Here is a 25,194-nt window from a genome sequence, read left to right as displayed (position 1 = left end):
TGGCAAAGTCGCAAGATTCATAGTCATACCGCGGCCACTACCACGGCGCCGATGACCAGCACGGCACCGACGGCGATCGAGGCGGTGTACCAGCGCAGCTGGCCGGTCTCGGTCTTGCTCATGGCGACGTTGCCGCCACGGGCCATCCGAGGAATCAGGCCGATGCTGCGGTCAACCGGGTCCTTGCGCAGGATGTGGCTGATCAGCAGGTAAGGTTTGACGAAGAGCTTGTCGTAGATCCAGTCGAAGCCCCAGGCGGCGAACCACCAGGCCGACAGGACGCGGCCGATGCCGCTGTTGGCGATGGCCGAGACCAGGCGACGCTTGCCCAGGAACAGCACCGCGGCCAGCAGGATGCCGGCAATGGCGATGGCGCCCGAGGTGATTTCCAACGCGTGCTTGGCTTCACCACCGGCGTGGCCGGCACTTTCAGGCAGAACGCCAGCCAGCGGCGGGTGGATCCACGCGCCGATGAAGGTCGACAGCACGATCAGCACGCCCAGTGGCAGCCAGTGGCTGATGCCGTGGCCAGCGTGGGCTTCGGTCTTGGCTTCGCCGTGGAAGGCGATGAAAATCAGGCGGAAGGTGTACAGCGAGGTCATGAACGCACCGACCAGCCCGGCATACAGCAGGCCGGTATTGCCACTGGCGAAGGCTTCCCAGAGGATCTCGTCCTTGGAGTAGAAGCCCACGGTCAGGATCGGCAGGGCCGCCAGGGCAGCACCACCCACCACGAAGCTGGCGTAGGCCAGCGGCAGCTTCTTCCACAGGCCGCCCATCTTGAAGATGTCCTGCTCGTGGTGGCAGGCAACGATCACCGCACCCGAGGCAAGGAACAGCAGGGCCTTGAAGAAGGCGTGTGTCATCAGGTGGAAGATTGCCGCGTCCCAGGCGCCGACGCCCAGGGCCAGGAACATGTAGCCGATCTGGCTCATGGTCGAGTAGGCGAGGATACGCTTGATGTCGGTCTGGACCAGGGCTGCGAAGCCCGCCAGGACCAGGGTGACGCCACCCACTACGCCCACCAGGTGCAGGATGTCCGGTGCCAGCAGGAACAGGCCGTTGGTACGGGCGATCAGGTAGACGCCCGCGGTCACCATGGTTGCCGCGTGGATCAGTGCCGATACCGGGGTAGGGCCAGCCATCGCGTCCGCCAGCCAGGTCTGCAGCGGCAGCTGGGCCGACTTACCGACCGCACCGCCCAGCAGCATCAGGGTGGCCAGGACCATCCAGGTGTCGCCCGCCTGGAATTTCTGCGGAGCCAGCACCAGCAGTTCCTGCACGTTCAGGGTACCCAGCTGGGCGAACAGGATGAACAGGCCGATGGCCATGAACACGTCGCCGATACGGGTGACGATGAAGGCCTTCAGTGCCGCGTTACCGTTGTTGCGGTTGCTGTAGTAGAAACCGATCAACAGGTACGAGCACAGGCCCACGCCTTCCCAGCCGAAGTAGATGAACAGCAGGTTGTCGCCCAGCACCAGGAACAGCATGCTGGCGATGAACAGGTTGGTGTAGGAGAAGAAGCGCGAGTAACCGGCTTCACCGCGCATGTACCAAGAGGCGAACAGGTGGATCAGGAAGCCGACACCGGTGACCACGCCGAGCATGGTGACCGACAGGCCGTCCACGTACAGGGTGAAGTTCGGCGCGAAGCCGTCCACCGACATCCACTGCCACAGCAGCTGGCTGTATGCGCCGCCTTCAGGCGGGGCAACGTTGAATTGCCAGATGACATAGGCGGCCACGGCGGCCGACAGGCCCACCGAGCCAACGCCGATCAGCGCGGACAGGTTCTCCGAGAACCGCCCGCGCGAGAACGACAGCAGCAGGAAGCCGATCAGGGGGAAGACGAAAGTCAGGAAGATAAGGTTCATCCGCGCATCTCACTGGCAGCATCGATGTCGAGAGTGTGGAAGCGGCGATACAACTGCAGCAGAATGGCCAGGCCAATGCTGGCCTCGGCGGCTGCCAGGCTGATCACCAGAATGAACATCACCTGGCCGTCGGGCTGGACCCAACGGGCACCGGCGACGATGAACGCCAGGGCAGAGGCGTTCATCATGACTTCCAGGCTCATGAGTACGAAAAGGATGTTGCGGCGGACCATCAGGCCAACCAGACCTAAGCAGAACAGGATCCCGGCTACCGCCAGGCCATGCTCAAGAGGGATAGCACCCATGATTTACTCCTTCGCCTCGTTGCGGCCCAGGTGGAAGGCGGTGACGGCTGCGGCGAGCAGCAGCATCGAGGCCAGTTCGACAACCAGCAGGTACGGCCCGAACAGGCTGATGCCCACGGTCTTGGCGTCCACGGTGGTGCCGCTGATACCGGCGCCGCTCGGGGCGACGAACAGCACGTAAAGCAGCTCCAGCAGCAGCAGGGCAGCCAGGATTACCGGCCCGGCCCAGATACCGGGCTTGAGCCAGCCCCTTTCCTGGGCGACCGACGCCGGCCCAAGGTTGAGCATCATCACCACGAACACGAACAGCACCATGATGGCGCCGGCGTAAGCGATCACTTCCAGTGCGCCGGCGAACGGCGCACCCAGGGCGAAGAAGATCATTGCCACGGAAATCAGCGAAATGATCAGGTAGAGCAGGGCGTGCACGGGGTTGGTGCCGGTCACCACCCGAAGGGTGGAGACCACGGCGATCCCGGATGCGAAGTAGAAAGCGAATTCCATCTTTCTGTCCTTATGGGAGCAAGCTCTTCACGTTGATCGGCTCGGCTTCGTTCTGTGCAGAGCCTTTCGGCTTGCCAGCGATGGCCATACCCGCAACACGGTAGAAGTTGTAGTCAGGGTTCTTGCCGGGGCCGGAGATCAGCAGATCTTCCTTCTCGTACACCAGGTCCTGACGCTTGAACTCGGCCATTTCGAAATCCGGAGTCAGCTGGATCGCGGTGGTCGGGCACGCCTCTTCGCACAGGCCGCAGAAAATGCAGCGCGAGAAGTTGATGCGGAAGAACTCAGGGTACCAACGCCCGTCCTCGGTCTCGGCTTTCTGCAGCGAGATGCAGCCAACCGGACAGGCCACCGCGCAGAGGTTGCACGCTACGCAGCGCTCCTCGCCATCGGGGTCGCGGGTCAGGACGATGCGGCCGCGGTAGCGCGGCGGCAGGTACACAGGCTCTTCTGGGTATTGCAGGGTGTCGCGTTTGCGGAACCCGTGGGAGAACACCATTGCCAGGCTGCGCAGCTGGGTGCCGGTGCCCTTAACGATGTCGCCGATATATTTGAACATGGGTCAAATCCTCACTGGGCCGCGACGGCTGGCGTGTTGTAGAGCACGATCGCAGCGGTCACCAGCAAATTGATCAGGGTCAGCGGCAGGCAGAACTTCCAGCTGAAGTCCATCACCTGGTCATAGCGCGGGCGCGGAATCGAAGCGCGCAGCAGGATGAACAGCATGATGAAGAACGCGGTCTTCAGGGCGAACCACAGGAATGGAACCTGTGGCAGCAGGCCGAATGGGCCGTGCCAGCCGCCGAAGAACAGGGTCACCAGCAGTGCCGAGATCAGGATGATGCCGATGTACTCACCGACGAAGAACATGCCCCATTTCATGCCGGCATATTCGATGTGGTAGCCGTCGGCCAGTTCCTGTTCCGCTTCCGGCTGGTCGAACGGGTGACGGTGGGTCACGGCGACGCCAGCGATGAAGAAGGTGCAGAAGCCGAAGAACTGCGGAATGATGAACCACAGGTTCTGGGCCTGGTATTCAACGATGTCGCGCATGTTGAACGAACCTACCTGAACCACCACGCCCATCAGCGCCAGACCCAGGAACACTTCGTACGACACGGTCTGTGCCGACGCACGCAAGCTGCCCAGCAGGGCGTACTTGTTGTTCGACGACCAGCCGGCGAACAGTACGGCATACACCGAAAGCCCGGCCATGGCGAAGAAGAACAGCAGGCCGATGTTCAGGTCCGCCACGCCCCACAGCGGGGTGATCGGGATGACCACGAAGGCGATCAGCAGGGCACTCATGGCCACGACCGGCGCCAGGGTGAAGATCATGCGATCGACGAAGGGCGGGTTCCAGTCTTCCTTGAAGAACATCTTCAGCATGTCGGCGGCGATCTGGAACATGCCGAACGGGCCGACACGGTTAGGACCGTAACGGTCCTGCCACCAGCCCAGCAGGCGACGCTCGACGAAGCTGAGCAGCGCGCCGCAGACCACCACCGCGAGCAGGACCACGATGGCCCGGACCACGGTGAGGATCACATCGATCACTTCGGGGGTGAACCAGCTCATTGTGCTGCCTCCTGCAGACCTTCGACGGATGCACCGAAGATGGCAGGCGGGATGCCGGCCAGGCCTTTGGGCAGGGCAACCAGGCCAGCGCCCAGTTCTTCATTGATACGCAGCGGCAGGCGCAGCGAAACACCGGCAACGGTCAGGCTCAGCAGCGCGCCTTCGTTGACGCCCAGGCGATCGGCTTCGGACTTGGCCAGGGCCACGTAGGCAGCTGGGATACGCTCCTGCACCGGGGCGGCGCGCGACGAGCTTTCCTCGCTGCCGAACAGGTGGAAGAACGGTACTGCGGTCCAGGTACCACGGGCCGGATTGAAGGCGCCCGGAATGGTGGTGAACCAGTTGAGCTTGTCACCTTGCGGCTCGATCAGGCGTACGCCAGGGTCACCCGCGCGCAGGTGGCCACCGACCTCGTCCTGGAACTTGTTCCAGGCTTGCGGCGAGTTCCAGCCCGGCGACCAGGCGAACGGCACCTGTTGGCGCGGTTCGGCCGACCCCGAATAGCCTTCCATGGAGAAGGCGAACGCGGTGTCCTTGTCCTGCGGGGTACGTGGCTCATGCACGCTGATGTTGGCGCGCATGGCGGTACGGCCCGAGTAGCGCAGCGGCTCACGCGCCAGCTTCATGCCCTTGATGCGGAATGCGGCCGAAGGTGCGGCGTTGACGATGCCGGCCAATTGCGGCGCGGCTTCGGCGCAGGCGCTGGTGACGTGGTCCAGTTGGGTCCAGTCGACCGGCTTGTTCAGCAGGGTGGCACGCAGGGCGTGCATCCAGCGCCAGCCTTCGTGGATCTGGATGCTGCTGTCCAGGTACTGCGGGTCGAACACCTGGAAGAAACGCTGGGCACGGCCTTCCTGGCTGACCAGGGTGCCGTCGCCTTCGGCGAACGAGGCCGCTGGCAGTACCAGGTGGGCGCGGTCGACGGTGGCGGTCTTGGAGTGGTCGGCAACGATGACCACCTTGGCGGCGGCCAGGGCGGCATCGACCTTTGCGGCCGGTACGCGGGTGTACAGGTCGTTTTCCAGGACCACGATGGCATCGGCCTTGCCGCTGATGACGGCATCCAGGGCAGCGTCGACGGACTCACCGCCCATCATCGCCATGCCCAGGCTATTGGCCTCGGGCACCACCAGGCTCAGCGAGCCGTTCTTCTCGCGCAGCTTCAGGGCCTTGGCGATGTTGGCGGCGGCTTCGATCAGCGCCGGGTCGGCCAGCGAGGTACCCGCGACCACCAGTGGACGCTTGGCCGCGACCAGGGCGTCGGCGATGCGCTGGGCCAGGGCTTGTGCTTCCTGGTCCAGACCGGCGACGGCTGGTGCGCTCGGGTCGATGGCGTGGGCAACGGCGAAGCCGATGCGGGCCAGGTCGGCCGGGGCGGCATGCACGCACTCTTCGGCGACGTCGTCCAGCTTGGTTTCAGCCAGCGAAGCGATGAACAGCGGGTACAGCGCGTGCTGGCCGATGTTCTTCACAGCAGCATCCAGCCAAGGCTGCACTTTCATGGCCTCGGCCATGGCTTCGGCCTTGCCCTTGGTGGCCTGGCGAACGGCCAGGGCAACACGGGCGGCGGTCTGGGTCAGGTCTTCACCGAGCACGAACACTGCGTCGTGGTCTTCGATGTCGCGCAGGGTCGGCACTGGCAGCGGGCTGTTGTTCAGCACGTTCAGGGCCAGGCGTACGCGAGCCAGTTCACCCGCTTCCATACCCGAGTAGAAGTAGTCGGCGCCGACCAGCTCACGCAGCCCGTAGTTGCTTTCCAGGCTGGCGCGTGGCGAGCCGATGCCGACGATGGTACGGCCGCGCAGCAGGTCGGCGGCCTTGTCCAGGGCTGCGTCCAGGCTCAGCTTGGTGCCATCGGCCAGCAATGGCTGGCGGGGACGGTCCTTGCGGTTGACATAGCCGTAGCCGAAGCGGCCACGGTCGCACAGGAAGTACTGGTTGACGGAGCCGTTGAAGCGGTTCTCGACCCGACGCAGTTCGCCATAGCGCTCGCCCGGGCTGATGTTGCAGCCGCTGGAGCAACCGTGGCAGATGCTCGGGGCGAACTGCATGTCCCACTTGCGGTTGTAGCGCTCGGAGTGGGTCTTGTCGGTGAACACACCGGTCGGGCAGACCTCGGTCAGGTTGCCGGAGAACTCGCTTTCCAGCACGCCGTCTTCAACGCGACCGAAGTACACGTTGTCGTGGGCGCCGTACACGCCCAGGTCGGTGCCGCCTGCGTAGTCCTTGTAGTAGCGCACGCAGCGGTAGCAGGCGATGCAGCGGTTCATCTCGTGGGCGATGAACGGGCCGAGGTCCTGGTTCTGGTGGGTACGCTTGGTGAAACGGTAGCGGCGCTCGTTGTGGCCGGTCATTACCGTCATGTCCTGCAGGTGGCAGTGACCGCCTTCCTCGCACACCGGGCAGTCGTGCGGGTGGTTGGTCATCAGCCACTCGACGACGCTGGCGCGAAACGCCTTGGACTCTTCATCGTCGATGGAGATCCAGGTGCCGTCGGAGGCAGGGGTCATGCAGGACATGACGATACGACCACGGGTGTCGTTTTCGTCGGTGTACTGCTTGACCGCACATTGCCGGCAGGCGCCGACGCTACCGAGCGCCGGGTGCCAGCAGAAATAAGGGATGTCGAGGCCGAGCGACAGACAGGCCTGTAACAGGTTGTCTGCACCGTTGACTTCGAGCGCTTTGCCGTCTACGTGGATAGTGGCCATGGTTCAAAGTTCTTCGTTGGCCCGCGTGAGCAGGCGTGGCTAATGGAAATCGGTGGGCCCGCGGCTCGCGTCAGGACTGCGCGTGCCTGCAAGGCCAGCGGGTGGCACGGACCACCCGCGTTTCATCTTGTTATGCGCCGACCACAATCGGCTTCGCCAGGTTCGGGCGCAGGGCGTCGGCAGCGCTTGCTGGAGCGACACCGGCCTCGAATTCCGAGCGGAAGTATTTGATGGCACTGCCCAATGGCTCGACGGCACCCGGTGCGTGGGCACAGAAGGTGCGGCCCGGGCCGAGGAAGTTGACCAGCCCCAGCAGGGTCTCGATGTCTTCGGCGCGGCCCTGGCCTTTTTCCAGCGCGCGCAGCATCTTCACGCTCCACGGCAGGCCGTCACGGCAGGGGGTGCACCAGCCGCAGGACTCGCGGGCGAAGAACTCTTCCATGTTGCGCAGCAGCGAGACCATGTTGATGCTGTCGTCGACCGCCATGGCCAGACCGGTACCCATACGGGTGCCTACCTTGGCGATGCCGCCGGCGTACATCTGCGCATCGAGGTGCTCGGGCAGCAGGAAACCGGTACCGGCACCGCCTGGTTGCCAGCACTTGAGCTTGTAACCGTCGCGCATGCCCCCGGCGTAGTCCTCGAACAGCTCACGGGCAGTGACGCCGAACGGCAGTTCCCACAGGCCGGGGTTCTTCACCTTGCCAGAGAAGCCCATCAGCTTGGTGCCGTGGTCTTCGCTGCCTTCACGGGCCAGCGACTTGTACCAGTCGTTGCCGTTGGCGACGATCGCCGGAACGTTGCACAGGGTCTCGACGTTGTTCACGCAAGTCGGCTTGCCCCACACGCCAACGGCGGCAGGGAAGGGCGGCTTGGAGCGCGGGTTGGCGCGGCGGCCTTCCAGCGAGTTGATCAGTGCGGTTTCTTCACCGCAGATGTAGCGACCGGCACCGGTGTGCACGAACAGCTCGAAGTCGAAGCCCGAACCGAGGATGTTCTTGCCCAGCAGGCCGGCGGCCTTGGCTTCCTCGATGGCGCGGTTGAGGTTCTTCGCCGCGGTGGTGTACTCGCCACGCAGGAAGATGTAGCCGCGGTAGGCCTTCAGGGCGCGGGCGCTGATCAGCATGCCCTCGACCAGCAGATGGGGCTGTTGCTCCATCAGCATGCGGTCCTTCCAGGTGTTGGGCTCCATTTCGTCCGCGTTGCACAGCAGGTAGCGGATGTTCATGGATTCGTCTTTGGGCATCAGGCCCCACTTCACGCCAGTGGGGAAGCCTGCGCCGCCCCGGCCCTTGAGGCCGGAGTCCTTGACACTTTGCACGATGTCGTCGGCGGACATTTCTGCCAGCGCTTTGCGGGCAGCGGCATAGCCGTTCTTGGCCTGGTACTCGTCCAGCCAGATCGGCTCGCCGTCGTCACGCAGACGCCAGGTCAGCGGGTGGGTTTCGGCCGAACGTGCGATACGGTTGGCCGGGCCGAAGGAAGTAATGGTCATACGTAACCCTCCAGCAGTTTGGAAACGCCAGCCGGCTGAACGTCGCCGAAGGTGTCGTCGTCGATCATCAGCGCCGGGGCCTTGTCGCAATTGCCCAGGCAGCACACGGGCAGCAGAGTGAAGCGGCCGTCGGCGGTGGTCTGGCCCAGGCCGATGCCCAGCTCGCTCTGGATCTGGCTGACCACCGACTCATGACCGCCGATGTAGCAGACCATGCTGTCGCAGACGCGGATGATGTGGCGGCCGACCGGTTGGCGGAAGATCTGGCTGTAGAAGGTGGCTACACCTTCCACGTCGCTGGCCGGGATGCCCAGCACTTCGCCGATCGCGTGGATGGCACCGTCCGGCACCCAGCCACGTTCCTTCTGGACGATCTTCAGGGCTTCGATGGACGCCGCGCGCGGGTCCTCGTAGTGATGCATCTCGTGCTCGATGGCCGAGCGCTCGGTTTCGCTCAGGGCGAAACGGTCAGTCTGGATAAGCGTGCTGTTCATGCTTAGCGGTCCACGTCAGCCATAACGAAGTCGATACTGCCCAGGTACGCAATGAGGTCGGCGACCATGCTGCCTTTGATCACCGAAGGGATCTGCTGCAGGTGCGGATAGCTCGGGGTACGGATCCGGGTGCGGTAGCTCATGGTGCCGCCATCGCTCGTCAGGTAGTAACTGTTGATGCCCTTGGTCGCCTCGATCATCTGGAACGACTCGTTGGCCGGCATGACCGGGCCCCACGAGACTTGCAGGAAGTGAGTGATCAGGGTCTCGATGTGCTGCAGGGTGCGCTCTTTCGGTGGCGGCGTGGTCAGCGGATGATCCGCCTTGTACGGGCCTTCCGGCATGTTGCGCAGGCACTGGTCGATGATGCGGATACTCTGGCGCATCTCCTCGACACGGACCATGCAGCGATCGTAGGCATCGCCGTTGTGGGCCAGCGGTACTTCGAACTCGAAGTTCTCGTAGCCGGAGTAGGGGCGGGCTTTGCGCAGGTCGAAGTTGCAACCGGTGGCACGCAGGCCGGCACCGGTCGTGCCCCACTCCAAAGCTTCCTTGGTGTTATAGGCGGCAACGCCGATGGTACGACCACGCAGGATGCTGTTCTGGAGGGCGGCCTTCTCGTATTCGTCCAGGCGCTTGGGCAGCCATTCGACGAAGTCCTTGACCAGTTTGTCCCAGCCGCGCGGCAGGTCGTGGGCGACGCCACCGATACGGTACCAGGCCGGGTGCAGACGGAAGCCGGTGATTGCCTCGATCACGGTGTAGGCGCGTTGACGGTCGGTGAAGGTGAAGAACACCGGGGTCATGGCGCCGACGTCCTGGATGTACGTACCCAGGAACAGCAGGTGGCTGGTGATACGGAAGAATTCGGCCAGCATCACGCGGATGGTGTCGACTTTCTGTGGCACCTTGATGCCAGCCAGCTTCTCTACCGCCAGTACGTACGGCAGGTTGTTCATCACCCCGCCGAGGTAGTCGATACGGTCGGTATAGGGGATGAAGCTGTGCCAGGACTGGCGCTCGGCCATCTTCTCGGCGCCACGGTGGTGGTAGCCGATGTCCGGTACGCAGTCGACGATTTCTTCGCCGTCCAGTTGCAGGACGATACGGAAGGCACCGTGTGCCGAAGGGTGGTTCGGGCCGAGGTTGAGGAACATGTAGTCCTCATTGGCGCCGTGACGCTTCATGCCCCACGCTTCCGGGTTGAAGCGCGCCGATTCCTCTTCAAGCTGTTGCTTGGCCAGGTTCAGGCTGTACGGGTCAAATTCGGTGGCACGGGCCGGGAAGTCCTTGCGCAGCGGGTGACCTTCCCAGGTCGGCGGCATGAGGATACGCGACAGGTGCGGGTGGCCGGCAAAGTCGATGCCGAACATGTCCCAGACTTCGCGCTCGTACCAGTTGGCGTTGGGCCAGATGCTGGTGACCGACGGCAGGTTGAGGTCGCCTTCGCTGAGCGAGACCTTGATCATCACGTCGCTGTTACGTTCCACCGACAGCAGGTGGTAGAACACGCTGAAGTCGGCGGCCGGCAGGCCACGGCGCTGGGTGCGCAGGCGCTCGTCGACGCCGTGCAGGTCGTACAGCATGCTGTACGGCTTGGCGACGTTGCGCAGGAAGGTCAGGACTTCTTTGAGTTGGGCACGGTTCACCCACAGGACCGGCATGCCGGTGCGGGTTTCCTGGGCGACGAATGCGTCGGCGCCAAAACGGTTGTGCAGTTCGACGACCACATCCTGGTCGTCAGCCTTGTAAGGCGGAATGTAAATAGCGGTGTCCGCTGTCATGGTCTCGGTCGCTTTGAGTCAACGTAGAGAATGAAGCCAGGCCGCCGGCTCCTTCGGGAGCGGGCGGCAGGTCGCTGGATCAGACTTCGTCGGGGCTGCGCAGGTTGGTTACCGCGATACGCTGTTCGCGACGCAGGTCTTTCTGGGCGGGCATCTCGGCACGGTAAATGCCTTGATCACCAACGACCCAGGAAAGTGGGCGTCGCTCCTGGCCGATCGACTCCTGCAGCAGCATCAAGCCTTGCAGGAATGCTTCGGGGCGCGGCGGGCAGCCAGGCACGTACACGTCAACGGGGAGGAACTTGTCGACCCCCTGAACGACCGAGTAGATGTCGTACATGCCACCGGAGTTGGCGCACGAACCCATGGAGATGACCCACTTGGGCTCGAGCATCTGCTCGTACAGGCGTTGGATGATCGGCGCCATCTTGATGAAGCAGGTACCGGCGACGACCATGAAGTCGGCCTGACGCGGCGAGGCCCGGATGACTTCGGCGCCGAAGCGGGCGATGTCATGGGGTGCCGTGAAGGCCGTGGTCATTTCCACGTAGCAGCAGGACAGGCCGAAGTTGTACGGCCAGAGGGAGTTCTTGCGACCCCAGTTGACCGCGCCACGCAGCACATCTTCAAGCTTGCCCATGAAGATGTTCTTGTGGACCTGGTCCTCTAGCAGTTGATCGGTGACGGTTTCCCGTTCACCGACCGGGTACTGCTCGTTGGGCGCATCCGGATCGATTCTGGTGAGATTGTATTGCATTGCCAAAGCCTCATTGTTTCAGCTTCGCTTGCCGCTTGCGGCGACCTTCGGGAGCCCAATCAAGTGCCCCGACGCGCCATAGGTAGACAAGACCAGCCAACAGAATTGCTATGAAAACGAGTGCTTCGACGAATCCGGTCCAGCCGCTTTCGCGGACGGACACAGACCATGCATACAGGAATAGGGCTTCGATATCGAAGATCACGAACAGCATCGCGACCAGATAGAATTTGGCGGACAGGCGCAGACGGGCGCTGCCGACGGGCAGCATACCGGATTCGAAGGGTTCGTTCTTGGCGCGACCCCAGGCCTTGCTACCGAGCAGGCTGGACAGGCCGAGCATGAAGGCACACAGGCCGACGACACCCAGAAGGAAGATGGCAAAGCCCCAGTTGTGGGCGATGAGTCCTGCCGAATCGGACATGCTAGAAATCCTTATACACAGAGACCCAGCTCTGCAGTCTGAAATTAAGTAGAGCGGCGACTTGGCGTCGCAGGTGCAGTGACCAAATGTCGCAGCTGAATCAATCGGGCTGATTTTATGGGTAAACCCGATGCAAGTAAAATTTCTGTGGCAAATTTATTCGTAGGATTAAGAACAACAAGCGTTCGTAACTGGCTGAAAGCCTTGAAATTCGGGCATTGCATGCGGTTTTGTTAATTATGTTTCTTGCGGCTGGTAACGAATCACAAACTTCGAAATGATAATTGATATCATTTGAACTGTTACCCTGTAATTTGGCTGTTCTGCGCCTGGTAAAGTTCATTGGGCGATTCCCCCTACTTGCAAATGCGAAAAACGCTTGTTCTAGCAGCTTCAAGCGCCGCTTGCACCGCTCTGGGTCAATACTTTGTCGGTTGGGCGATGGCCGACAGATGAGGCGATCGCCCATTGGCCGAGCCAGTAGGTGAGGATGATCAGGTACGGTGCGGCGGCAGACGGGCTAACGAAGCGGTCGATGCCGATCAGGCTGTCGGAGAACACGAACAGGCCAGCACCGAGCGCGGCCAGGCCACCGCAGGCCAGGGCGCGCCAGAGCATGGTGCTGATGGCCAGGGCGTAGAACGCAACCGGGATCAGCAGCGAGCCCAGGCCGTGGTTGGCGAGCACGCCGAACAGGGTGATGCCGGTGAGGGCGCTGAACAGGAGAGTGGCTAGGGCGGGGCGCAAGGTTTGGCCGCAATAGGCGCGCAGGTAGGCCAGGTGGGCACAAAGAAATGCGACCAGGCCGAACACGAACAGGTCGGCGGGAATGGCCAGCAGGATGTCTCCGAGTATCGAGAATGCCAGGCCCAAGGTGATTCGGCGGCGATAAGGTGTGGCAGGAGCGCTACGTAGCCAGGCGATCAGGGTCAGCACGGGTATCGGTTTGGCCAGCAGGGCGAGCAGGGTGTTGTCGCTGGCCAGTGCACATATATAGAGGGCGGCGGCGATCAGGGCGAGCATCATCAGGTGGCTTGGACGAGGCATGAGCGGTCCTTGCGGCTGGGCTGCCTCAAGCATAGACCTGTTTTGGGGGTTTGTGGGTGATGCTTGTGGGGTGTTTGGGGTGTGGGGCATGGGTATGGCGAACGGGAGGCAGCGCCTGTGAGATCGAGCGCCGCCCGCGCGGCGCATCGCGAGCAAGGCTCGCTCCTACGTTTGTTTACGGCCAATAACGCCTGTGACAGGCGCGCGACCGATCTACGCAACACCGCAATAACCAAGGCCGGTGCAGGCAAAAACAAAAGCCCGGGGCTTTCACAAGCCCCGGGCTTTATTCAGCGGCAACCCACTATCAGTGGAACTGCTCTTCCTCGGTCGAACCGGTCAGTGCAGTCACCGACGAAGCGCCACCCTGAATCACGGTGGTCATGTCGTCGAAGTAGCCAGTGCCCACTTCCTGCTGGTGCGCGACGAAGGTGTAGCCTTTGCTGGCGTCGGCGAATTCCTGCTCCTGCAGCTTCACGTAGGCCGTCATGTCGTTGCGGGCGTAGTCGTGCGCCAGGTTGAACATGCCGTGCCACATGTTGTGGATACCGGCCAGGGTGATGAACTGGTGCTTGTAGCCCATGGCCGACAGTTCGCGCTGGAACTTGGCGATGGTCGCGTCGTCCAGGTTCTTCTTCCAGTTGAAGGAAGGCGAGCAGTTGTACGACAGGATCTGGTCCGGGTACTCCTTCTTGATCGCTTCGGCGAAGCGGCGCGCTTCTTCCAGGTCTGGCTTGGCGGTTTCGCACCAGATCAGGTCGGCGTAAGGCGCATAGGCCAGGCCGCGAGCGATGGCTTGGTCGAGGCCGGCACGGACCTTATAGAAGCCTTCACGGGTGCGCTCGCCGATCACGAACGGCTGGTCGTACGGGTCGCAGTCGCTGGTCAACAGGTCAGCGGCGTTGGCGTCGGTACGGGCCAGGATGATGGTCGGTACGCCCGAAACGTCGGCGGCCAGACGTGCGGCAACCAGCTTCTGTACGGCTTCCTGGGTTGGTACCAGTACCTTGCCACCCATGTGACCGCACTTCTTCACCGAGGCTAGCTGGTCTTCGAAGTGAACGCCGGCAGCGCCTGCCTCGATCATGTTCTTCATCAGCTCGTAGGCGTTCAGTACGCCGCCGAAACCGGCTTCGGCGTCAGCTACGATGGGTGCGAAGTAGTCGATGTAGCCGTCGTCGCCTGGGTTCTTGCCGGCTTTCCACTGGATCTGGTCGGCGCGACGGAAGGCGTTGTTGATGCGCTTGACCACGGTCGGTACCGAGTCGACCGGGTACAGCGATTGGTCAGGGTACATCGACTCGGCCGAGTTGTTGTCGGCGGCTACTTGCCAGCCGGACAGGTAAATGGCCTGGATGCCTGCTTTTACCTGTTGCACTGCCTGGCCGCCGGTCAGGGCGCCCATGCAGTTGACGAAATCTTTTTCTGGGCGGAAAGAGGGGTGGGCACCTTCGGTGACCAGCTTCCACAGTTTTTCTGCACCCAGGCGGGCCAGGGTGTGCTCCGGTTGCAGGGAGCCACGCAGGCGAACGACATCAGCGGCGGTGTAGGTACGGGTCACGCCTTTCCAGCGCGGGTTCTCGGCCCAGTCTTTCTCGAGGGCTGCAATTTGCTGTTCGCGTGTCAGTGCCATGGAAATAAACCTCGTCGCATCGATCTTGGGGTAATTGTGCTGATGCTCGGGCAGCGATCAGAAGCCTGGCGGCGGTCCTGCTCGGCGGGGATTGCGCGGCTGACGAGGAAGGCTCGAAGAGGAAGGGGGCTGCAGCGTGGGCAAGGTGCGGCGGGCAGGTTGGCTCGTGGATGCCTTGCTGCGGTGCGACATGGCTTGCCGGGTGACTGCGGTGATGCGCTTCCGTCCCTCGGGACAACTTCTTCGTTGCAGTCGCAATCCCGTCGAACCGCCTTGTGGGCCGTATGGACACGAAGCGCCTCCAGGGGTGGGAGGAGCGCGCTTCGAAGACCCTTGCCAGGGCCTCTGATTAGCGGGAGCGAGGCCATCATGCCCTTGGGAAAAAGTGCCTGTCAAATGTTTTGTAGTGCTTTTTTCCACTTACTACATCTTTGGTCTAATGCGACTTGCTGGTCAGTTTCAAGGCCTTTGGTCGAGGCCTTGATTTGCCTGGGATCAGTCCAGAAGGTCGACTTTGACACGCAAAGTCATGTTTTCGCCGCGCTGGGTGCTGTAAGTGAGGGTTGACGGGTTGCGTTCGGACTGGCTGTCCTGGTTGAAGCCCGCCAGTGTGATCCACTCTCCGAGCTTGCCAGTGACTGTCGTGTCGGTGCTTTGAACTTTCACTACATCGGCGCGTTCCTGGCTGATGCGGTCATTATTGGTGCTGATTTGCAGACGAACCGTGTCGCCGCTCACGCTTGGCGTCACGTAGAAACCTTGGGTGACGTTGCGGTATTCAGTGTTGCTCTGGAAGCCGCCGTAACCATCGGTGCTGGTGCTGGTCACCGGTATGCTCTGGCCGATCTGGATCAGCGCGGCCTTGCCTTCGCTGGCCTGGATCTGCTGCATGCCACCCTCACGGTTGGCGGTGCCGTACTGGATGATTCGGGCGTTGCCATGGTTGTCCTGGAAGTTGTGGTCGGTGTTGTCGACGCTGATCAGTAGGCGCTTGGGCGCTGTGTCCAGCTGCTGCAGCAGCGAGCGCAGGTCGTCGATACGCTCGGGGCTGGCATTGACGATCAGCTTGTTCTCGAAGGCGCTGACCGTGCCGTCCCTGCCGAGAAAGGACTGGGCAGTGGGCAGGAGTTCGGCACTGCTGCGATGCTGCAGCGGCAGCACTTCGGTGGCGGCCTGGGTGGTGAAGCTTGCGGCCATCAGCAAGGAGGTAATGAGGGGGCGTAGCGGCATGTCCATGATCTCCGCGGGTGGAATGTTCATGATGGCAAATTTGTTCGCGTTGTGCCGGGTCTGGGTCACAGGTTCTGCGTGGTGGTGGCTGCTGTAGGACAAATTCCGTAACATCGCGCTCCTTGTGTTTTGCATCGCCCTCAAGGGCACCGCCGTAGGATTGCCATGAAGCCCGCTCGACTCCGCGCCGACATACTCGCCGGCCTGACCACCTCTTTTGCCCTGGTGCCCGAGTGCATCGCCTTTGCCCTGGTGGCCCACCTCAATCCGCTGATGGGGCTGTACGGTGCTTTCATCATCTGCACCCTGACGGCGCTGTTCGGTGGCCGTCCTGGCATGATTTCCGGCGCAGCGGGTTCGATGGCCGTGGTGATCGTCGCCCTGGTGGTACAGCATGGTGTGCAATACCTGCTGGCCACCGTGCTGCTCGGTGGGGTGGTGATGATCCTGTTCGGCGCGCTGCGTCTGGGCAAGCTGGTACGCCTGGTGCCCTATCCGGTAATGCTGGGCTTCGTGAACGGTCTGGCGATCGTCATCGCCCTGGCGCAGCTCGAGCACTTCAAGCAAGGCGAACATTGGCTCGCTGGCGCACCGCTGTACCTGATGATCGGCCTGGTGGCGCTGACCATGCTGGTGGTTTACGTCTTGCCCAGGTTGACCCGCGCCGTGCCGCCGGCGCTGGTTGCGATTCTCGGTGTCGGCTTGCTGGTGTACCTGCTCGATCTTCCCACCCGCACCCTCGGCGACATGGCGCACATTGCAGGTGGCCTGCCGCAGTTGGCCCTGCCAGATGTACCGTGGAACCTGGACACCCTGGAGATCGTCGCCCCCTATGCCGTGCTGATGGCCATGGTTGGCCTGCTGGAAACCCTGCTGACGCTGAACCTCACCGACGAAATCACCGAGAGCCGTGGTTTCCCGGATCGGGAGTGCGTGGCCCTGGGCGCGGCCAACATGGTTTCCGGGTTGTGCGGTGGCATGGGCGGTTGCGCGATGATCGGGCAGACGGTGATCAATTTGAGTTCCAACGGCCGTGGCCGACTGTCCGGCGTCGTGGCGGGTGGCATGATCCTGTTGTTCGTGCTGTTCCTGTCGCCTCTGATCGAACGGATTCCGCTGGCGGCGCTGGTCGGGGTGATGTTCGTGGTGGCCCAGCAGACCTTCGCCTGGGCATCGTTGCGGGTGCTGAACAAGGTGCCGGTGAGCGATGTCCTGGCGATCATTGCGGTGACGGTGGTCACTGTGCTCACGGACCTGGCCATGGCAGTGTTGTTCGGCATCGTGATCGCGGCAGTCAATTTCGCCTGGCAACATGCGCGGGAGCTGAATGCCGACAGCCATGACGACGGAGAGGGCGGCAAGCGCTATCAGGTGCACGGCACGTTGTTCTTCGCCTCCACCACGCCGTTCCTCAACCAGTTCGACCCGGCCAATGACCCGGCCAAGGTGACCCTGGACTGCCAGCACCTGAGCTTCGTCGACTACTCGGCGGTCGCAGCGTTGAAGACCTTGCGCGAGCGCTATGCCAAGGCGGGCAAGCAACTGCGGGTGGTGCATCTTTCCGAGCGTTGCAAGAAGCTGCTGAAACGGGCTGGGGAGCAGGACTGACGGCCCAACCCGTGAGAGCGGCCTGGCGCCGCCAAAGGGCCGCAACGCGGCCCCTGGGTTGGAGCAACGACACACGAATTGCCTGGGCTGCCCCGGCAATGAGACGGCGGCTCAGGAGTCCCCGCGGCTCTTCTTCACTATGCCATCGGCAATACTCGCCGGTGCCTCGGCATATCGGGTGAACTCCATCGAAAAACTGGCCCGCCCCTGGGTCATCGAGCGCATCGAGGTGGCATAGCCGAACATCTCGCCCAAAGGCACTTCCGCCCGTATGACCTTGCCCGCAGGGGTCTCGTCGCCGTCCTGGATCATTCCACGGCGCCGGCTCAAGTCACCCAGAATGTCGCCCTGGTACTCCTCGGGCGTAACCACCTCGACCTTCATCACCGGCTCCAGCAGTACCGCGCCGCCTTTGTGCGACAACTGCTTGGTAGCCATGGACGCGGCGATCTTGTAGGCCATCTCGTTGGAGTCGACGTCGTGGTATGAGCCGTCGAATACCGCAGCCTTGAGGTTGATCAGCGGGTATCCGGCCAGTACACCGTTCTTCATCTGCTCCTCGATGCCTTTCTGGATGGCAGGGATGTATTCACGGGGTACCACGCCGCCAACGATTTCATTGACGAACTCGAGGCCTTCCTTGCCCTCTTCGCCTGGGGCAAAGCGGATCCAGCAATGGCCGTACTGGCCACGCCCACCGGACTGGCGCACGAAGCGGCCTTCGATCTCGCAGGTATTGCGGATTTTCTCGCGGTAAGCCACCTGCGGCTTGCCGATGTTGGCTTCGACGTTGAACTCGCGGCGCATGCGGTCCACGATGATGTCCAGGTGCAGCTCGCCCATGCCGGAAATGATGGTCTGGCCGGTTTCTTCGTCGGTTTTGACCCGGAACGAAGGGTCTTCCTGGGCCAGTTTGCCGAGGGCGATGCCCATCTTTTCCTGGTCGGCCTTGGTCTTGGGCTCGACGGCCACGGAAATCACCGGGTCTGGGAAGTCCATGCGTTCAAGGATGATCGGCTTGTCCATGTCGCACAGGGTGTCGCCGGTGGTGACGTCCTTCATACCGATCAGTGCCGCGATATCACCGGCGCAGACGTCCTTGATCTCGGCGCGTTGGTTGGCGTGCATCTGCACCATGCGGCCGATCCTTTCTTTCTTGCCTTTGACCGAGTTGAGCACTGCATTGCCTGAACTGAGCACGCCGGAATATACCCGGGCGAAGGTCAGGGTGCCGACGAAGGGGTCGGTGGCAATCTTGAAGGCCAGGGCCGAGAACGGTTCGTTGTCATCGGCATGGCGTTCCAGGTGCTTCTCCTCATCGTTCGGATCGGTGCCCTTGATCGCCGGGATTTCCGAGGGGGCGGGCAGGTAGTCGATGACCGCATCGAGCATCAGCGGTACCCCCTTGTTCTTGAACGATGAACCCAGGATGGTCGGGACGATCTCGTTGTTCAGCGTGCGCTTGCGCAGGCCGGCCTTGATTTCTTCGGTGGTCAGCTCTTCGCCTTCGAGAAACTTCATGGTCAGCTCGTCATCCGCCTCGGCCGCCGCTTCGACCATGCGTGCCCGCCACTCGTTGGCCAAGGGCAGGAGTTCTGACGGAATCTCCTCTTCGCGATAGCTGGTGCCTTGGTCGGCTTCGTTCCAGTAGATGGCCTTCATTTTCACCAGGTCGACCTGGCCGATGAAGTTTTCCTCAGCACCGATGGCCAGCTGAATGGGTACCGGGTGATGGCCCAGGCGCTGGTCGATCTGCTTGACCACGCGCAGGAAGTCGGCGCCCTGTCGGTCCATCTTGTTGATGTAGGCCAGGCGTGGGACATGGTACTTGTTGGCCTGGCGCCACACCGTCTCGGACTGTGGCTCGACGCCGTCGGCGCCGCTGAATACCACGACCGCGCCATCGAGCACGCGCAGCGAGCGCTCGACTTCGATGGTGAAGTCGACGTGGCCGGGGGTGTCGATGATATTGAAGCGGTACTTGTGGGCGAACTGCTTGGTCGACCCCTGCCAGAAGGCGGTGGTGGCAGCCGAGGTAATGGTGATGCCGCGCTCTTGTTCCTGGGCCATCCAGTCCATGGTGGCGGCGCCGTCATGCACCTCGCCCATCTTGTGGTTGACCCCGGTGTAGAACAGGATGCGTTCGGTGGTGGTGGTCTTGCCGGCATCCACGTGGGCGACGATGCCGATGTTGCGGTACAGCTCGATGGGCGTTGTACGGGCCATGACGGACTACCTGCGGATGGGCGGATTCTCCCAAGGTAGCAGACCGGAAGAATCCTGCTTTACCGCCGGGCCATCAATCGGCCTGGGCTTGCAGCATCCACTGGCCGTCGACTTCCCGGGCCAGGCCGCTGGCAGGCAGCAGGGCCAGCAGGCGGGCGTGCAGGCTGGGCTCGGTGAAGGTCTTGAGCGTGGTCAGATCCAGCACGCCGATGGGGGGCAGGTCGGCCTTGGTGTAGGACAGCCAGGCTTTCTTCAGCACTTGAAGCACGTCACTGCCAGCGGTACTGGCGAAGCGGCGATGCAGTTGGCGGCCTTCGAGGGTGAACGTGTGCTGGTGGCTATAGGTGCTTGGGTCGTTGCCCTCGGAGCAGCGATGGCAGCGGCACGAGCCCTCGCCGAAAGCATTGCGCAGGTAGCTGTTGAAGTCCACGACGGGCTTGAGGGTCAGGCGTTTGTCGACCTCGAACAGGTCGGCGATCAGGGGGTGTTCGGCGCTCACGCTAAATCCTCGGGTGGTGGGGCATGTATCGGCGGGCACCCTAACAGATCGGGGCCTTCAGATCACCTGTTGCAGGTCTGGCCTAGTCGCTGGCAAGCGGTTCCCGCCTGGACCGCAGATCGTGCTGAAGTCGGGCAGTAGAGACAACCGGTAACGGCTACCGTACTCTACGCGCCCGCCTACATCCATCAATCGAGGTAACCCCGTTTGAGCAACAAGTACCCGTACATCGCCACCATCACTGTCAGCGCCGAAGATCGTGGCGGTGACGTCGAGGCGTCGGAAAACCCCAACATGCGTGTCGGTCTCGAAGCCGTGACCGAAGTGCTGAAGAAGGTGCATTTCGTCGGTACGCTCGCGGCCCCGGAAAAATCGGCCACGCATATTTGCGTGACCCTGGAGAATGGCCTGACCTACTATGGCCCTATCGTCAACGGCCATGCCGAGCTCGAAGGCGGCTGGATCGCCTTCGAGTCGGACATGCTGACCCCCGCTGAACTGGGCTTGTAAGCCTCAGGCCAACTCGGCCAGGCACTGCTCGAGGATATCCAGTCCTTCCTCGAGCACTTCGGCCTCGATGGTCAATGGTGCCAGCAAGCGAATGATGTGCCGCGCCTTGCCGCTGGGCATCAGCAGCAGGCCTTTGGCCCGGGCTGCTTCGATCACTTTGGCCAGCCGGGTTGGCGCAGGGTTGCCGTCGGAATCGACGCATTCGATCCCGCGCATGGCGCCCACGCCGGTCAGGCGGCCGATGCACCCACCCAGACCTGCCGCCTTCCACTTCTCGAATCGACGAACGATGGCCTGTTCCTGACGCTCGCCCCAGGTGGCGATGTTCTCGTCGGTCATCTGCGCCAGGCTGGCCAGGGCCGCCGCACAGGCAATCGGGTTGCCCGAGTAGGTGCCGCCCAGGCCACCTTTGGGTAAGGCCGCCATCAGGTCCTGCCGTCCGACCACCGCGCCCAGCGGCATGCCGCCGGCGATGCTCTTGGCCAGCAGCAGCAGGTCTGGCTCCATCCCTAGTCGCGGGAAGGCAAAGCGCTGGCCGGTGCGACCGAAGCCTGACTGAATTTCGTCGATGATGATCAAGATCCCCCGTTCGTCGCAGAAGCGCCGCAAGGCCTGGGCGAATCCGGGGTCGAGGGCGAGGAAGCCGCCTTCACCCTGAACCGGCTCGAAAATGAATGCAGCCACGTCTTCGACCGCCAGTTCGACACTGAACAGGCGGTCCATGGCCTTGAGTGCCTGCTCGCAGGTCACGCCGGTGTCGACGCTGGGGTAGGGCAGGTGATAAACCGGGCCGGGCAGCTCACCGACCCGTTGCTTGTAAGGGGCGACCTTGCCGTTGAGGTTAAGGGTTGCCAGGGTGCGACCGTGGAAGCCGCCGTCGAAGGCGATGATGGCGCGCTTGCCTGTGGCACCGCGGGCGACCTTGAGGGCGTTCTCCGCCGCTTCCGCGCCACTGTTGGTGAGCATGCCGGCCAATGGGTAGCTGACGGGTACGAACTGGCTCAGGCGCTCCATCAGCGCCAGGTACGGCCCATGGGGGGCGGCGTTGAAGGCATAGTGGGTCAGGCGCGCGGCCTGCGCTTGAATCGCCTCGACCACGGCCGGGTTGCAGTGGCCCAGGTTGAGTACGCCGATACCGCCGACGAAGTCGATATAACGTTTGCCGTCCGTGTCCCAAACTTCCGCATTGCGGCCATGGGAAAGTGTGATCGGATGAACGATGGCAATGGACTGGCTGATACTTTCCTGAGGCATGGGCACGCAAACCTTTGTTCAATTTTCCCCCTATCCAAGCGTGCAAAGGTGTGAGACCGCAAACGAATTATTGGATTGCGATCATTCCATGGATTCGTGAACTGGCGGATTCGCTAGCCTCTTTAGGGCAACGGTGAAATGGATCGTGCTATCTGCCGTTTGGGCGCTGTGGACTGGTACCGAGCAGAAACGTCAGAAGTTCATTCTCAAATGGAATCATGTGTTTCGAAAAGGTCGTTTGTTGACCCACGCCGATGGATTGATACTGGCCTGGAACAACGTTGACAACCGGTCGTGCGAAGAGGAGGGAAATATCCGCTACCGGCGCCTTCACAACAACAAGAACGAGCACTACGGACTTACCAGAATTCTGCTCCAACTTTCAGCCGCCCTTGCGGCGGCCAACCCATTCGAGGGTTCTCCATGGCTTCGCTACACAACAAGAAACAGCGTTCCTTGCAGCACGGCCTGACCTCACGTCAGGTGTCCATGATCTCCATTGCCGGCATCATCGGCGCAGGCCTGTTCATCGGTTCCTCCAATGCCATCGCCACCGCTGGCCCGGCGATTCTCATTTCTTATGCCATGACTGGCCTGCTGGTGCTGCTGGTGATGCGCATGCTGGGTGAAATGGCCATCGCCAATCCTAACAGCGGCTCGTTTTCCACCTATGCTGGCGAGGCCATCGGCCCTTGGGCGGGCTTCACCATCGGCTGGTTGTACTGGTGGTTCTGGGTGCTGATCATCCCGGTCGAGGCGATTGCCGGCGCGGATATTCTCCATGCCTATTTCCCGGGCGTGCCGTCATGGCTGTTCGCGTTCCTGATCATGGTCGTGCTGTCGGGCACCAACCTGATCAGCGTGAAGAACTTCGGCGCCTTCGAGTACTGGTTCGCGCTGGTCAAGGTGCTTGCCATCATCGCCTTCATCGTGGTGTGCAGCCTCGCCGTATTCGGCGCCTGGCCGCTGGCCGAGGTGTCTGGTGTCAGCCGCTTGTGGGACAACGGTGGCTTCATGCCCAACGGTTTCGGCACTGTGCTCGGTGGCGTGCTGATCACCATCTTCTCGTTCTTTGGTGCCGAGATCGTCACCATTGCAGCTGACGAGACGGCCAATCCGAAAGACAAGATCCGACGCGCCACCAACTTGGTGGTTTACCGCATCGCAATCTTCTACCTGGCGTCGATCTTCCTGGTGGTATCGCTGGTCGCCTGGAACGATCCGGGCCTGAAGGCAGTGGGTTCGTTCCAGCGGGTGCTGGAGGTACTCAACGTGCCGGGCGCCAAGCTACTGGTCGACGTAGTGGTACTGGTGGCCGTGACCAGCTGCATGAACTCTGGCCTCTACACCGCGTCACGGATGCTGTATTCCCTGGGGGCCCGTGGCCAGGCGCTTGGCATCACCAAGCGTGTCTCCGGCTCGGGTGTTCCAACCGTTGCGGTCATTCTCTCGACCCTGGCTGGCTTTGCGGGTTGCTTCGTCAACTATGTATTCCCCGGCAAGGTGTTCGGCTTCCTGTTGTCCACCACGGGCGCCATCGCCTTGCTGGTGTACCTGGTGATCGCCGTCTCGCAGTTGCGCATGCGTGCCCGTGCCGAGCGCGAAGGCCGTCCGCTGGAACTGAAGATGTGGCTGTTCCCATGGCTGACCTGGCTGGTGATCGGCACCATCGTCATGGTCCTGGGCTACATGCTGCTCAGTGATGCCTACCGTTACGAGACGCTGATGACTGCCGGGGTGACGCTGTTCATCCTGCTGGTGTCGCTGACCCAGCGTCGGGGCAAGGTAGTCGCTCAGACGGCGTGATCCTCCAGGGGGCGCGGTGCGCCCCCGTTTTGCGATTGGCGCTGACAGATTCGAGCGTTACCATCGAGGCAGGCATTTCTTCCCATTCCAACAAGCACAGGAAGCGCATGAACGACCAGACCCTTTCCCTTCAAGCCCTGGCCGCGCCGGACGGCACCTGCTATGGCTGCGGTTGCGCCCACCCCAGCGGCCTGCACGTGCAAAGCCATTGGGACGCCGATGGCATTCATCTGTCGTGCCGGCACACACCTGACAGCACGTTCAGCGGCTGGCCCGGCCTGGTCTACGGTGGCCTGTTGGCCATGCTGGTCGACTGCCATTCCAACTGGACCGCCATGGCCTATCACTACCGTGCCGAAGGTCGCGAGCCGGGCAGCTTGCCGCGCATCGACTGCGTCACCGGCACGCTCAACCTCACCTACCTCAAGCCGACCCCGATGGGCGTGGAGTTATTGCTCAAGGCGCGTGTAGAGGGCGAGGTGGGACGCAAGAGCCGCGTGATCTGTGAAGTCTGGGCTGGCGATGTGCTGACAGTGACCGCTGATTCGGTGTTCGTACGAGTCGATACCGACAAGCTCAAGCTCAAGGCCCACGGACAGGCTTGAAGGCCACGGGATGATGGTCAGCCGACCGCGATGCCTCTAGAGTGGCAGGACCATTCCCCAGGCAAGGTTGACCATGACCGATCTGAGCGCATTCCCGATCACTCAAAAGTGGCCCGCGAAACACCCTGAGCGGCTGCAACTGTATTCGTTGCCCACCCCCAACGGCGTCAAGGTGTCGATCATGCTGGAAGAGATCGGGCTGCCGTACGAGGTGCACAAGGTCAACTTCGACAGCAACGACCAGCTCACTCCCGAGTTCGTTTCCCTGAGCGCCAACAACAAGATCCCAGCGATTCTCGACCCGAACGGTCCGGGCGGCCAGCCGCTGCCGCTGTTCGAATCGGGGGCGATCCTGCAGTACCTGGCGGAAAAGTCCGGCCAGTTGCTCAGCGACGACCCGGCCCGCCGCTACCAGACCCTGCAATGGCTGATGTTCCAGATGGGCGGCATTGGTCCGATGTTCGGCCAGGTGGGCTTCTTCCACTTCTTCGCGGGCAAGGAATACGAAGACAAGCGCCCTCGCGACCGCTACGTCAACGAATCGAAGCGCCTGCTCGGCGTGCTCGACCGACACCTGGAAGGGCGGCAGTGGATGGTGGACGAGTACAGCATTGCCGATATCGCCATCTTCCCCTGGGTGCGCAACCTGGTGGAGCGCTACAACGCCCGGGAGCTTGTGGGGTTCGATGAGTTCAAGGAAGTGCAGCGTGCGCTGGCTCGGTTCCTCGAACGCCCAGCGGTGCAGCGTGGGCTGAAAATTCCGGGTTGAAGTATTTGAATGGACGGGTAACGGCGTCGTCTTGACTGTACCGGCGTCATCGCCGGCAAGCCGCCGCCTACAGGATCT

At 62.3% G+C, this 25,194-nt stretch carries 22 protein-coding genes; 5 read left to right on the top strand and 17 right to left on the bottom strand.

Annotation, left to right across the window (positions count from 1 at the left end):
* Window positions 1-23 precede the first annotated feature (23 nt).
* From nuoL to VXM67_RS17440, 14 genes are all read right to left on the bottom strand, one after another.
* Window positions 24-1,877 carry an NADH-quinone oxidoreductase subunit L gene (nuoL, locus tag VXM67_RS17505; protein WP_023381227.1) on the bottom strand — a complete coding sequence of 618 codons (1,854 nt, stop codon included), beginning with the start codon at window positions 1,875-1,877 and terminating at the stop codon, window positions 24-26.
* Window positions 1,874-2,182, bottom strand: coding sequence for an NADH-quinone oxidoreductase subunit NuoK (gene nuoK, locus VXM67_RS17500; protein WP_008096201.1), 309 nt, complete (start codon window positions 2,180-2,182; stop codon window positions 1,874-1,876). Before nuoK ends, nuoL begins: the two co-directional genes overlap by 4 nt.
* 3 nt (window positions 2,183-2,185) lie before the next feature.
* A complete protein-coding gene (gene nuoJ / locus VXM67_RS17495; protein ID WP_023381226.1) occupies window positions 2,186-2,686 on the bottom strand; it encodes an NADH-quinone oxidoreductase subunit J in 501 nt (166 codons plus the stop codon).
* Between the two features lie 10 nt (window positions 2,687-2,696).
* Entirely contained in the window at window positions 2,697-3,245 is a 549-nt protein-coding gene (gene nuoI / locus VXM67_RS17490; RefSeq protein ID WP_003251442.1) for an NADH-quinone oxidoreductase subunit NuoI, read from the bottom strand.
* A gap of 11 nt (window positions 3,246-3,256) precedes the next feature.
* Window positions 3,257-4,264 carry an NADH-quinone oxidoreductase subunit NuoH gene (nuoH, locus tag VXM67_RS17485; protein WP_023381225.1) on the bottom strand — a complete coding sequence of 336 codons (1,008 nt, stop codon included), beginning with the start codon at window positions 4,262-4,264 and terminating at the stop codon, window positions 3,257-3,259.
* On the bottom strand, window positions 4,261-6,975 hold the full coding sequence (gene nuoG, locus VXM67_RS17480) for an NADH-quinone oxidoreductase subunit NuoG (RefSeq protein ID WP_027908167.1): 2,715 nt from the start codon (window positions 6,973-6,975) through the stop codon (window positions 4,261-4,263). Before nuoG ends, nuoH begins: the two co-directional genes overlap by 4 nt.
* Before the next feature lie 130 nt (window positions 6,976-7,105).
* Entirely contained in the window at window positions 7,106-8,470 is a 1,365-nt protein-coding gene (nuoF, locus tag VXM67_RS17475) for an NADH-quinone oxidoreductase subunit NuoF (RefSeq protein ID WP_023381223.1), read from the bottom strand.
* The gene (gene nuoE, locus VXM67_RS17470) at window positions 8,467-8,964 is read right to left on the bottom strand and encodes an NADH-quinone oxidoreductase subunit NuoE (RefSeq protein ID WP_003251433.1); all 498 of its coding nucleotides are present in this window, start codon (window positions 8,962-8,964) and stop codon (window positions 8,467-8,469) included. Before nuoE ends, nuoF begins: the two co-directional genes overlap by 4 nt.
* 2 nt (window positions 8,965-8,966) lie before the next feature.
* Window positions 8,967-10,748, bottom strand: a complete 1,782-nt coding sequence (gene nuoC / locus VXM67_RS17465) for an NADH-quinone oxidoreductase subunit C/D (RefSeq protein ID WP_023381222.1) — start codon at window positions 10,746-10,748, stop codon at window positions 8,967-8,969.
* Between the two features lie 79 nt (window positions 10,749-10,827).
* Complete coding sequence (locus tag VXM67_RS17460; protein WP_023381221.1) at window positions 10,828-11,505, bottom strand: NADH-quinone oxidoreductase subunit B family protein; 678 nt, start codon at window positions 11,503-11,505, stop codon at window positions 10,828-10,830.
* A gap of 10 nt (window positions 11,506-11,515) precedes the next feature.
* Window positions 11,516-11,929: an NADH-quinone oxidoreductase subunit A gene (locus tag VXM67_RS17455; RefSeq protein ID WP_011534614.1), complete on the bottom strand. Its 414-nt coding sequence runs from the start codon at window positions 11,927-11,929 to the stop codon at window positions 11,516-11,518.
* 393 nt (window positions 11,930-12,322) lie between these two features.
* Window positions 12,323-12,976, bottom strand: a complete 654-nt coding sequence (locus tag VXM67_RS17450; protein ID WP_367237242.1) for a lysoplasmalogenase — start codon at window positions 12,974-12,976, stop codon at window positions 12,323-12,325.
* A gap of 307 nt (window positions 12,977-13,283) precedes the next feature.
* Entirely contained in the window at window positions 13,284-14,609 is a 1,326-nt protein-coding gene (gene aceA / locus VXM67_RS17445; protein WP_023381219.1) for an isocitrate lyase, read from the bottom strand.
* 495 nt (window positions 14,610-15,104) lie between these two features.
* The gene (locus tag VXM67_RS17440) at window positions 15,105-15,869 is read right to left on the bottom strand and encodes a secretin N-terminal domain-containing protein (RefSeq protein WP_238346386.1); all 765 of its coding nucleotides are present in this window, start codon (window positions 15,867-15,869) and stop codon (window positions 15,105-15,107) included.
* 135 nt (window positions 15,870-16,004) lie between these two features.
* Here VXM67_RS17440 and VXM67_RS17435 point away from each other — a divergent pair, with 135 nt between their 5' ends.
* Window positions 16,005-17,447, top strand: a complete 1,443-nt coding sequence (locus VXM67_RS17435) for a SulP family inorganic anion transporter (protein WP_367237241.1) — start codon at window positions 16,005-16,007, stop codon at window positions 17,445-17,447.
* 111 nt (window positions 17,448-17,558) lie between these two features.
* Here VXM67_RS17435 and fusA read toward each other — a convergent pair whose 3' ends face one another.
* A complete protein-coding gene (gene fusA, locus VXM67_RS17430; RefSeq protein WP_023381216.1) occupies window positions 17,559-19,673 on the bottom strand; it encodes an elongation factor G in 2,115 nt (704 codons plus the stop codon).
* Window positions 19,674-19,746: 73 nt separating this feature from the next.
* The gene (locus VXM67_RS17425; protein WP_023381215.1) at window positions 19,747-20,172 is read right to left on the bottom strand and encodes a hypothetical protein; all 426 of its coding nucleotides are present in this window, start codon (window positions 20,170-20,172) and stop codon (window positions 19,747-19,749) included.
* 207 nt (window positions 20,173-20,379) lie between these two features.
* Here VXM67_RS17425 and VXM67_RS17420 point away from each other — a divergent pair, with 207 nt between their 5' ends.
* Complete coding sequence (locus VXM67_RS17420; protein ID WP_023381214.1) at window positions 20,380-20,682, top strand: hypothetical protein; 303 nt, start codon at window positions 20,380-20,382, stop codon at window positions 20,680-20,682.
* Between the two features lie 3 nt (window positions 20,683-20,685).
* On the opposite strand, the gene VXM67_RS17415 is transcribed toward VXM67_RS17420, so the two are convergent.
* Complete coding sequence (locus VXM67_RS17415) at window positions 20,686-21,936, bottom strand: aspartate aminotransferase family protein (RefSeq protein WP_027908163.1); 1,251 nt, start codon at window positions 21,934-21,936, stop codon at window positions 20,686-20,688.
* A gap of 423 nt (window positions 21,937-22,359) precedes the next feature.
* On the opposite strand from VXM67_RS17415, the gene VXM67_RS17410 reads away from it, so the two are divergent.
* The 3 genes from VXM67_RS17410 (at window position 22,360) to VXM67_RS17400 (ending at window position 25,116) form a co-directional block, all read left to right on the top strand.
* Complete coding sequence (locus VXM67_RS17410; protein ID WP_027908162.1) at window positions 22,360-23,742, top strand: amino acid permease; 1,383 nt, start codon at window positions 22,360-22,362, stop codon at window positions 23,740-23,742.
* Between the two features lie 107 nt (window positions 23,743-23,849).
* Entirely contained in the window at window positions 23,850-24,347 is a 498-nt protein-coding gene (locus VXM67_RS17405; protein WP_023381211.1) for a PaaI family thioesterase, read from the top strand.
* Between the two features lie 73 nt (window positions 24,348-24,420).
* A complete protein-coding gene (locus VXM67_RS17400) occupies window positions 24,421-25,116 on the top strand; it encodes a glutathione S-transferase N-terminal domain-containing protein (RefSeq protein WP_023381210.1) in 696 nt (231 codons plus the stop codon).
* The last annotated feature ends 78 nt before the right edge of the window (window positions 25,117-25,194 follow it).

The organism is Pseudomonas sp. Rh2, from assembly GCF_040762985.1.
Taxonomy (GTDB): domain Bacteria; phylum Pseudomonadota; class Gammaproteobacteria; order Pseudomonadales; family Pseudomonadaceae; genus Aquipseudomonas; species Aquipseudomonas taiwanensis.
This window is presented reverse-complemented; position numbering and strand designations above follow the sequence as displayed.